The organism is Stenotrophomonas sp. PA-6-5C (assembly GCF_021605635.1).
Lineage (GTDB): Bacteria > Pseudomonadota > Gammaproteobacteria > Xanthomonadales > Xanthomonadaceae > Stenotrophomonas > Stenotrophomonas lactitubi.
This window is the reverse complement of record NZ_WKEE01000019.1, coordinates 72,974-83,412: the sequence shown is the minus strand read 5'-3', so window position 1 is coordinate 83,412 and position 10,439 is coordinate 72,974. Positions and strand designations below refer to the sequence as shown.

Sequence of the window (10,439 nt, the reverse complement as noted above, 5' to 3'; positions counted from 1 at the left end):
GGCGGGTCGGGGCGATGTCGAACAGCGCGCCGATCTTGGCAAAGGTGGTGTAGGGATCCTTGGCAACCAGCGCGGTGCCGGGAGCTGCGTCGGCATCCTCGGCGCGCAGGACCACGATGCCGGCCTGGCTGTCGGCCAGCTGGGCGCGGTAACGCGGGTTGGCGAGGAAGGTCAGCTGGCCGGCACCGGCATGGGCGAGGGTGGCCACGCCATGGATGGCGGTGCTCGGGTCGCCATGGACCTGCAGGCCGAACTGATCGGCGAGTTGCTGGGCGGTGTAGGTAGGAGTATTCACGGCGGGAGTTTAACGTGTGACGCCATTGCGGTCATGCGGGGCGGTTCTGCGGCCAACGGCGGGGCCCCTCGTGGCTGGCAGAGTCAGGCCCGTGGGCTGGGTCGGACGGGTGGGGCCCGCGAGGGACGGCGCAAGTACGTCCATGTAGCCTTGGTCGCCGCATCCATGCGGCTCACACCCTCGCAGGCCCCACCCCTCCGCCCTCCGACGGCGTGGCGCGAGTGCCAGCCACGGAAAAACAGGAAAGATCAAAAGCGGAGCGCTCGCTTCCGCCAGCCCTTCTAAACGAAAACGCCGGGCAATGCCCGGCGCTTCGTAACCCGTCTGGTGGAGAGCCCCCCTTCTGTTAAGGGGGGCGCGCCAGCGGCGCGGGGGATAGGTGAAATGCGCGGGCAATTCACCGGAGGTGGATCAGTTCTGAGGAACGTCGTTCCTCAGAACTGGCCACCGAACGTGAACTGCAGACGTTCGATCTCGTCGCCGTCCTTCTTCTTCAGCGGGAACGCGTAGCTGATCGAGATCGGGCCGACCGGGGCGCGCCACAGCAGGGCCACACCGGTGGACACGCGCAGCTCGTTGGCCTTGAAGTTGTCGGTGCCGTTGTAGACGTTGCCGAAGTCGACGAAGGCCGACACGCGGGCCGACGGGCTGTCGAACAGGCGCGGGAAGTAGGCTTCGACCGAACCGACGGTCTTCAGCGAACCGCCCAGCGGCTGGCCGTTCGGGTAACCGCTGGTGACTTCACGCGGGCCGAGGGTGTTGTCCTCGAAACCACGCACCGAGTTGGTACCACCGGCGTAGAAGTTCTCGTAGAACGGCAGGCCCGACGCGGTGACGGTACGGGTGGTGCCGTCGCCGTTGTCGATCACGCGGGTCTTGTCATTGCCATAGGCATCACCGTAGCCGATTTCGGCGCGGGTGTTGATCACCAGCGAGGGGATGATCGGCCAGTACTTGCTGATCTGGTAGTTCAGCTTGTAGTACTCGATGGTCGAACCCGGCAGCGTGGTTTCCAGGCCCACACGCTGGTAGGTACCGCGGGTCGGCATGAAGTAGTCGTTGCGGGAGTCGCGCGCCCAGCCCAGTTCCGTGCGCCATGCATGGAAGGTACGGCTGCCGACGGCATCGATGTAGTCGATGATCGACTTCGGGGTCGAGCCCGGATAGGTGGTGATCTGGTTGCTGTCGATGCCGAACATCAGCGAGACGGTGTCGGTCTCGGTGATCGGCACGCCGAATACCACCTGCGCCGAACCATTGGTGCTGTTGTACTGCGCGGTGTTGAAGTCGGAGTAGTCCAGTTCGCGCCAGGACAGGTTGTAGCCCAGCGAGACGCCGTCATCGGTGAAATACGGGTTGGTGTAGCTGAAGCCGTAGCGCTGCAGGTAGCTGCTGCGCGAGGCTTCGACCGACACGCGGTTGCCGCCGCCGAGGAAGTTGTTCTGCGACAGCTGCACCGAGGTGGTCATGCCGTAGGACTGCGAGTAGCCCAGGCCGAACACGAAGCTGCCCGAGGTGGTTTCCTTGACGTTGTAGACGACGTCGACCTGGTCGTTGCTGCCGCTGACGGCCGGGGTTTCCACTTCCACCGCTTCGAAGTAGCCCAGGCGTTGCAGGCGGATCTTGGAACGGTCGATCGCGGCCTGCGAATACCAGCTGTTCTCGAACTGGCGCATTTCGCGGCGCATCACCTCGTCGGAGGTGCGGGTGTTGCCCTTGAAGATGATGCGGCGGACGGTCACGCGCGGGCCGGGCACGACCTGCATGTTGACCGCCACGGTCTGCTCGGCGCGGTTGGTGGTCGGAATCGGGTTCACCTTGGCGAAGGCGTAGCCGATGTTGGACAGCGAGTTGGTGATCGAGTCGGAGCTGAACTCCAGCAGCGCACGCGAGAACGTGTCACCGGACTTCTGCACGACCATGCGCTCGACGTCTTCCTGCGGCAGGATCGTATCGCCGCTGACCTTGATCTCGGAGATCTTGTACTGGTCACCTTCGGTCACGCCGGCGGTGATGAACATGTCGCGCTTGTCGGGGCTGATCGACACCTGCGTCGAGTCGATGCTGAAGTCGACATAGCCGCGGTCCAGGTACCAGGAGTTGAGCTTCTCCAGGTCGCCGGACAGCTTTTCCTTGGAGTACTGGTCGTCACGGCGGTACCACGACGCCCAGTTGTGCTCCTTGGACTCCCAGTATTCCAGGATGTCCTTGCTCTCGAACTTCTCGGTGCCGACGATGTTGACGTGGCGGATCTTGGCCGCCTTGCCTTCCTTGATCGCGATGGCGATGTCGACACGGTTGCGGTCCAGCGGGCTCACCGTCGGGGTGATGTCGACGGTGTATTTGCCACGATCGTTGTACTGGCGGCGCAGTTCCTGGGTCACGCGGTCCAGGCTCAGGCGATCGAAGGTGCCGCCTTCGGTCAGTCCGATGTCGGACAGGCCCTTGAGCAGCTGGTCGGACTTGATGTCCTTGTTGCCGGTGACGGTCAGCTTGTTGATCGCCGGACGTTCCTTGACGGTCACCACCAGGATGCTGCCCTGGCGATCCAGCTGCACGTCTTCGAAGAAACCGGTCTTGTACAGGGCGCGGATGGTCTCGCCGACCTTGCTGTCTGTGACTGTCTCGCCGCGCTCGACCGGCAGGTAGGTGAACACCGTACCGGAGCTGATGCGCTGCAGGCCGTCGACGCGGATGTCGCTGACAGTGAAGGGCTCGGCTGCCTGGGCCAGGGCGGGAGCGCCGGTGACGGCGGCGAGGGCGAGGGCCAGCAGGCGGCGATTGGGGAGTCGCGTCATGTCACGTCCGGTAGGAAGGTCGATTGCATTGGTAAGGGATGCCGACGCTGTAGACGGCAAAAACATGGAAAAGTTCATCGCGGGACCAGGCCGAGGATGTCGTTGTAGAACGCCAATCCCATCAGCCCGGCCAGCAACGCCAGGCCGATGTATTGGCCGGCGGCGACGGCACGCTCGCTCAGCGGGCTGCCCTTGACCAACTCGATAAGGTAATACAGCAGGTGGCCGCCGTCCAAGATGGGGATCGGCAGCAGGTTGATGATGCACAGGCTCAGCGACAGCAGGGCGAGGAACTGGATGAACCAATCCACGCCACGTTTGGCCGAAATATTGGCGACCCGGGCAATGGTGACCGGGCCGGAAACGTTCTGCAGCGAGGCTTTGCCGGTGACGATCCGGCCCATCATGGCCAGTGAATCGGCGGCCATCCTGCCGGTTTCACGTACCGCCACCGTCACCGACTGCAGCGGGCCGAACTTGAGCAGGGTGTCGTAGGCGGGGCTGTAGCTCTTGGCAAAGCCGGTGCCGATCTGCCAGGTCGGCTGGCCCTTGCCGTCCTTGCCCTGGCGCGGGGTGATTTCCAGCGCCAGGCGCTCGCCACCACGCAGCACCTCGATCATCGCCGGGCCACCGCGGCGGCCGAGGCTGCCCACTTCGCTGATGGCCTGCTCGACGCTGTCGATGCGCTGGCCGTCGATCGCCACGATCAGATCGCCGGTCTGCAGGTGACCTTCCGCAGCCGAACCCTTCACGATGTTGTCCACCAGCGGCGGCTGCAGCCATGCACGCCAGTACACGCCGGCCAGGATAGGAACCCGGCGTTCATCGAAACCGGCTGGCAGCTGCGACAGCGGCAGGGTGCGCGAGCGCAGCTGGTCTGCGGGGTCGAGAACCTGCAGGGTCACGTCGCGACGGTCCATTGCCGCCGCGGTCAGGGCCATGCTGGCCTCACCCAGGGTGATCACATCACGGCCGTCCACGCTCAGCAGGCGGTCGCCACTGCCGAGCCCGGCCGTGGCGGCCATGCCCGTAGCGCGGCCCACGGTTGCGGAATAGTCCTGCTTGCCGATCACGAACATCGCCCACAGCAGCAGGATGCACAGCAGCAGGTTGGCGACAGGGCCGGCCGCCACAATGGCGATGCGCTGCCACACGGTCTTGTGGTTGAAGGCCTGGCCGCGCTCGTGCGGATGGACCTCGACTTCGCGTTCGTCGAGGAATTTCACATAGCCGCCCAGCGGGATGGCGGCGATGGCGAACTCGGTGCCATGGCGGTCGCGGCGCGACCACAGCGGACGGCCGAAGCCAACCGAGAAGCGCAGCACCTTGACCCCGCACAGGCGCCCGACCCAGTAATGCCCGAATTCGTGGAAGGTGACCAGCAGCCCAAGGCTCACGATCATCCACCAGACCGATCCGATGAAGTCAGTCATGCAGGTTCACATTGGCGGACACGGGCGGCGGCGTCATACGGGATGGGTGCGCTGTTCAGGTGGCGGCGATGGCGTTCAGGGTCAGCTGGCGGGCCCGCTGGTCGGCGGACAACAGAACCTCAAGTGTATCGGCTGGTTCGGTCGGCAGTGTTGAAAGAGCGTTAGCAACCAGCGTCGGAATGGTCAGGAAGCCTATGCGGCCCTGAAGAAACGCTGAAACAGCCTCTTCGTTGGCGGCGTTCAGCACCGCCGGGGCGGTACCACCGGCGCGCATCGCCTGCCATGCCAGCGCAAGACAGGGGAAGGCGTCGGTGTCGGGAGCCTCGAAATCCAGCCGGCCCTGGGTCAGCAGGTCGAGCCCGGACACGCCCGATTCGATCCGTTGCGGCCAGCCCAGGCCCACCGCCAGGGTGGTGCGCATGTCTGGCAGGCCCATCTGCGCCAAGGTGGAGCCGTCAACGAACTCCACCAGCGAATGCACCAGGCTCTGCGGGTGCACCAGCACTTCGATGCGCTCGCCGGGGATGCCGAACAGATGGTGGGCCTCGATCACTTCCAGGCCTTTATTCATCAACGTCGCCGAATCGACCGATATCTTCGGCCCCATCGACCACTTCGGGTGCGCCACGGCCTGGGCCGGGGTGACCTGCTGCAGTTCGGCGCGGCTGCGCCCGCGGAACGGTCCACCCGAGGCGGTCAGCAGGATGCGGCGCACGCCGGCACCGTCGAGGCTGGCATCGCGTGAACGCAGGCACTGGAAGATCGCACTGTGCTCGCTGTCGATCGGAATGATCTCGGCGCCGGCACGTTCGGCGGTACGGGTCAGCAGTTCGCCGGCCAGTACCAGTGATTCCTTGTTGGCCAGCAGGATGCGCTTGCCGGCCGCAGCGGCGGCCAGGGTGGAGGACAGGCCGGCGGCGCCGACGATCGCGGCCACCACGGTATCGCAGGCGTCACTGGCGGCCAGCTGGTCCAGCGCGGCATGGCCGGCGTGGGCCTGGGTGGCCAGGCCGGCGACGCGCAGGCCGTCACGCAGTTCGGCATACAGGGTTTCGTCGGCGATCACCGCATGCGCGGGCCGGTGCTGCCGGCACAGGGCCAGCAGCGCCTGTACCTGGCGGCCGGCGGCGAGCACGGTGGCCTGGTAACGCAGCGGATGGCGGGCGATCACGTCAAGCGTGGAGGCACCAATCGAGCCGGTGGCGCCGAATACGGCGACCCGGCGCAGGTCTGCAGCAGCATCCATGGTCAGAACCCGAAGATTTCCTTGCCCAGTGCGAACACCGGGATGGCCGCCAGCACGCCGTCGACGCGGTCGAGCACGCCGCCGTGGCCGGGGATCAGGTGGCCTGAATCCTTGGCGCCGGCATGGCGCTTGATCAGGCTTTCAAACAGGTCGCCCAGTACCGAGGCGAACACGGCCACCACCGAGGTGACCAGCAGGCCCGGCAGGTGCGCGGCATCGATGCCGGCCAGCCAGCCCAGGCCGACGGCCACTGCGACACCGGCGATCAGCCCACCGACAAGGCCTTCCCAGGTCTTGTTCGGGCTGATCCGCGGTGCCAGCTTGTGCTTGCCGAAGTGACGGCCAGCGAAGTAGGCACCCGAATCAGCGGCCCAGACCAGCGCCAGCGCGGCCAGCAGCCACAGGTGGCCCTGATGGCCCGGCGGGTCGCCGCCGGCATGGATCAGCACCAGCGCCGCCCACGCCGGCACGATCGCCAGGGTGCCGGCCAGCAGCTTGAGGATGCGCGCCGGACTGCCGGGCTGCGCGCCGAAGTTGAAGAAGCGCAGCCAGACCAGCGCGCCCAGCCACCAGGCTACGCCCACCAGGGTCGCGATCTGGAACAGCACCAGGGTGCCGGCATCGGCCCACACCAGCAGCACCATCAGCACCAGGTTGAGGACCAGCAGCACGGTGCGGGCGAGGGTGTCTTCGACATCGGCCAGTTTCAGCCATTCCCACAGGCCGATCAGCAGCACGGCAGCGGCAGCGGCGGCCAGCCATTGCGTGGGCAGCAGCAGGATCGCAGCAATGGCGACCGGCGCCATGATCAGCGCGGCGAGGACTCGGGTCTTGGTCATGGGCTGGACGTCTCGGTGGCCAGGGCGGCGATCTGGGCGCTGGTCAGGCCGAAGCGGCGCTCACGGCTGGCGTAGGCATCCAGCGCCAGCTGCAGCTGCGCGGCGTCGAAGTCCGGCCACAGCGCTTCGGTGAACCACAGTTCGGTATACGCCAGCTGCCACAGCAGGAAATTGCTGATGCGGGTATCGCCACCGGTGCGGATGAACAGGTCCGGTGGCGGCAGGTCGGCCAGAGCCACCTGTCGCCCCAGCAGGGATTCGTCGATCTGCTCGGGAAGCAGGCGGCCGGCGGCCACTTCAACGGCCAGTGCGCGTGCGGCGCGGGCGATGTCCTGGCGGCCACCATAGCTGGCGGCAATCGACAGGGTCAGGGCACTGTTGTCGGCGGTGCGCTGTTCGGCCAGCTGCATGCGGCTGACCAGCCCGGCGCCGAAGCGCTCGCGTTCGCCGATGAAGCGCACGCGCACGCCGCGCCGATGCAGCTCGTCCACTTCGCGATCGAGCGCGCCGAGGAACAGCTTCATCAATGCATCGACTTCTTCCTGCGGCCGGCCCCAGTTCTCGCTGGAGAACGCGAACAGGGTCAGCGCCGGAATGCCCAGTTCCAGGCAGCGCTCGATGGTGCGGTTGACCGCGCGCGCGCCGGCACGATGGCCGATGACGCGGGGGCGACGGCGCTGCTGTGCCCAACGCCCGTTGCCATCCATGATGATGGCAACGTGGCGCGGCAGGGCGGCCGGCAGGGGAGGCGGGACTGAAGGCATCGACTTCAGACCGACATCAGTTCCTTTTCCTTGTCGGCGACGACCTTGTCGATATCCTTGATGTTGGCGTCGGTCAACTTCTGGATATCGTCTTCGCCGCGCTTCTTCTCGTCTTCGCTGATGACCTTGTCCTTCAGCAGCTTGGCGACTTCCTTGTTCGCATCCTGGCGGATGTTGCGCACGGCGATCTTGGCGCCTTCGCCTTCCTTCTGTACCTGCTTGGCCAGTTCCTTGCGGCGCTCTTCGGTCGGCGGCGGCAGGTTGACGCGGATCGAGGTGCCGATGGTGTTCGGGGTCAGCTCGATGTTGTACAGGCCCTTTTCGATCTCCTTGATCATGCTCTTGTCGAAGGGCGTGACCAGCAGGGAGTGGGCGTCGGGGTTGGAAATGGACGCGACCTGGTTCAGCGGCGTGCTGGCGTTGCCGTAAGCATTGACCGTGACGCGGTCCAGCAGGGCCGGCGTTGCGCGACCGGTGCGGATCGAGGTGAGGGTGTGCTTAAGAGCGTCGATGCTCTTGGCCATGCGCGTCTGCGCGTTGTTCTTGATGTCGTTGAGCATCGCCAGGGTCCTGGATGTAACTGGAATCGGGCGATTATAGGCGAATACGGGACGCCGCCGGGCCTGAATCGGCCCGGAGGTCGCCTTGCGCTCAGCCTCAGGCCGGGTCGCGGCCCTGGACGAGGGTGCCGATGTTCTCGCCGTGCAGGATCTTCAGCAGTTCGCCCGGCTGGCCCATGTCGAACACGCGCATCGGCAGGTCGCTGTCGCGGGCCAGGGCAAAGGCGGCGGTATCCATCACTTCCAGGCCACGACGGATCACTTCGTCGTAGCTCAGGCTGTCGAAACGGATGGCGTCGCTGTACTTGTTCGGATCCTTGTCGTACACGCCATCGACCTTGGTTGCCTTCAGCAGCAGGTCGGCGCCGATCTCGATGGCGCGCAGGGCAGCGCCGGAGTCAGTGGTGAAGAACGGGCTGCCGACGCCAGCGGCGAAGATCACCAGGCGGCCCTTTTCCAGATGGCGGATGGCGCGGCGGCGGATGTAGTCCTCGCACACGTCGTTGATCTTGATCGCGCTCATCACGCGGGCCTTGGCGCCCACTTTTTCCAGCGCATCCTGCATGGCCAGCGCGTTGATGACCGTGGCCAGCATGCCCATCTGGTCGCCGGTGACGCGGTCCATGCCGCCAGCGGCCAGGCCTGCACCGCGGAAGATGTTGCCCCCACCGATGACCAGGGCGACTTCGGCGCCGGCCTGCTGGGCCTCGACGACTTCACGGGCCAGGCGATTGATGATCTTGGGGTCGATGCCGTAGTCCTCATCTCCCATCAGCGCCTCCCCGGAAAGTTTCAACAGGATGCGGCGATAGGCGAGCTTGGACATAGGGACCTCGGGTGCGTGGAAATCGCGGGCGATTCTACGCGCAAGCGGCGCGCGGCCAAAGCGTTTTGTGCACTGCGGCGCAAAATACCGGTGTGCCCCGTACATCCGGGGCGCACCATTCAGCCCAGCTCGGCGCCTGCAGTGGCAGAGAGTTCATCATGCCCCAGCTCGCCGGGAGAGCGTGCAATGACCCGGTTGCGGCCCAGATTCTTGGAGCGGTAGAGCACATCGTCGGCGGCGCGCAGCAGGTCCTGCACGCCGGCAAAACGCTCGTAGCCGCCCTGGGTGGCGACACCGGCCGAGAAGGTGATGAACAGCGGACCGCCTTCCAGTTCCGCCATCGGAGTGGCGACGATGTTGGCCAGTACCCGGCGGATTACGTCCAGCGCCACCGATTCGCTGGTATTGGGCAGCAGCGCGACAAATTCCTCGCCGCCGAAGCGGGCGACGGTGTCGCTGTTGCGCAGCTGCCCCTGCAGCTTGCCGGCAAAGGCGCGCAGCACTTCGTCGCCGGTCAGGTGACCGTGCGCATCGTTGATCTTCTTGAAATCGTCCAGGTCGATGAAGGCCACCGACAACGGCCAGCCATGGCGGCCGGCGCGCAGGAATTCCTGTTCAAGCACGGCTTCGAGCTGGCGGCGGTTGAGCACGCCGGTCAAGGCATCGCGATGGGCCTGGTCGGCCAGGCGCTTGGCACGGGCCTCGAATTCATCGGCGCGACGGCGGGCCTGGTCGGCATCCTGCAGTTCGCGCAGGTTGCGCAGGGTTGCGAGCTCCTGGGCGTGGTCGATCAGCTCGCGCACGCGGGCCGGCGAATTCAGGCCGTTCTCGAACAGGCTGGCGATGTCCGGCAGCGCATCGCTGATCCGGGCCAGGACCTGGTCGAAGCGGGCACTGTCCAGCTCCAGCCGGTCGTGGACCTGCTGCAGGGCGCGCTCGCGGGCGGCATCGGCGTCTTCATCCAGCCAGATGTCGGCAACGGCGCCAGACAGCTGTACGCAGGCCTGGAATGGATTCTCGGCGGCACCTTCGTCTTCGCTGTGGCGGATGCTGTCGACCAGGTAACGCGGCAGGCCCCACTCCTCGGCTACCCATGCACCGACGTCGGCGTGGCTGCAGCCGAGTTCCTGGCGCTCGCGCGCGATCAGGTCGGGGTTGTCGCGCGCTTCGCGCAGCAGCGGCAGGTAGCGTTCGGATTCGGCCTGGGCCAGGCACAGCACGCCCATGTCCTGCAGCAGCCCGGCCAGCATCAGCTCCTCCAGCCGGCGCAGGCCGCGGGCCTGGCCGAGCTGGCTGGCCGCCAGCGCGCTGAGGATGCTGCGCTTCCAGGCGCGTTGGCGCAGGTCGTGGTCGGCGCCGCCTTTGCCGGTCAGGCCCTGGGTGACAGTGAAGCCCAGGGCGAGGCTGATCGTAGCGTTCAGCCCGAGCATGGTCAGCGCCTGGCCGAGGTTCTCGATCCGGCGCCGGCTGGCGTACAGCGGCGAATTGGCGATGCGCAGCATGCGGGCACTCAACGCCATGTCGATGGCGATGATGTCCGCAGCGGTTGCGATGTCCGCTTCCGGATCCTGGGCCAGTTCGATGATGCGCAGGGCAATACCGGGCGGCGAGGGGAGGTTGCGGCAAAGCGCCAGTGCAGCTGTCAGCTCGGGAGGCATGTCGGGTCGTTCAATTCCAT

General features: G+C 66.1%; 9 protein-coding genes. All 9 read right to left on the bottom strand.

The window, feature by feature from the left end; translation table 11 throughout:
• A partial coding sequence (locus GIW57_RS10560) for an LpxD N-terminal domain-containing protein (protein WP_329605752.1) occupies positions 1-295 on the bottom strand: 295 nt, incomplete at its 3' end.
• 434 nt (positions 296-729) lie between these two features.
• Positions 730-3,093 (bottom strand): outer membrane protein assembly factor BamA, encoded by a 2,364-nt coding sequence (bamA, locus tag GIW57_RS10555; protein WP_236510554.1) that lies wholly within the window; start codon positions 3,091-3,093, stop codon positions 730-732.
• A gap of 74 nt (positions 3,094-3,167) precedes the next feature.
• Positions 3,168-4,526, bottom strand: a complete 1,359-nt coding sequence (gene rseP, locus GIW57_RS10550) for an RIP metalloprotease RseP (protein ID WP_236510550.1) — start codon at positions 4,524-4,526, stop codon at positions 3,168-3,170.
• A gap of 55 nt (positions 4,527-4,581) precedes the next feature.
• Positions 4,582-5,772 (bottom strand): 1-deoxy-D-xylulose-5-phosphate reductoisomerase, encoded by a 1,191-nt coding sequence (locus GIW57_RS10545; protein WP_100464277.1) that lies wholly within the window; start codon positions 5,770-5,772, stop codon positions 4,582-4,584.
• 2 nt (positions 5,773-5,774) lie between these two features.
• Complete coding sequence (locus tag GIW57_RS10540; RefSeq protein ID WP_025877667.1) at positions 5,775-6,611, bottom strand: phosphatidate cytidylyltransferase; 837 nt, start codon at positions 6,609-6,611, stop codon at positions 5,775-5,777.
• A complete protein-coding gene (uppS, locus tag GIW57_RS10535) occupies positions 6,608-7,375 on the bottom strand; it encodes a polyprenyl diphosphate synthase (protein ID WP_100464280.1) in 768 nt (255 codons plus the stop codon). The genes GIW57_RS10540 and uppS overlap by 4 nt, the downstream gene beginning before the upstream one ends.
• A 5-nt stretch (positions 7,376-7,380) precedes the next feature.
• The gene (frr, locus tag GIW57_RS10530; RefSeq protein ID WP_099821430.1) at positions 7,381-7,935 is read right to left on the bottom strand and encodes a ribosome recycling factor; all 555 of its coding nucleotides are present in this window, start codon (positions 7,933-7,935) and stop codon (positions 7,381-7,383) included.
• A gap of 97 nt (positions 7,936-8,032) precedes the next feature.
• Positions 8,033-8,761 (bottom strand): UMP kinase, encoded by a 729-nt coding sequence (pyrH, locus tag GIW57_RS10525; protein ID WP_236510549.1) that lies wholly within the window; start codon positions 8,759-8,761, stop codon positions 8,033-8,035.
• A 119-nt stretch (positions 8,762-8,880) separates the two neighbouring features.
• Complete coding sequence (locus GIW57_RS10520) at positions 8,881-10,419, bottom strand: GGDEF domain-containing protein (RefSeq protein WP_100464283.1); 1,539 nt, start codon at positions 10,417-10,419, stop codon at positions 8,881-8,883.
• Positions 10,420-10,439 lie beyond the last annotated feature (20 nt).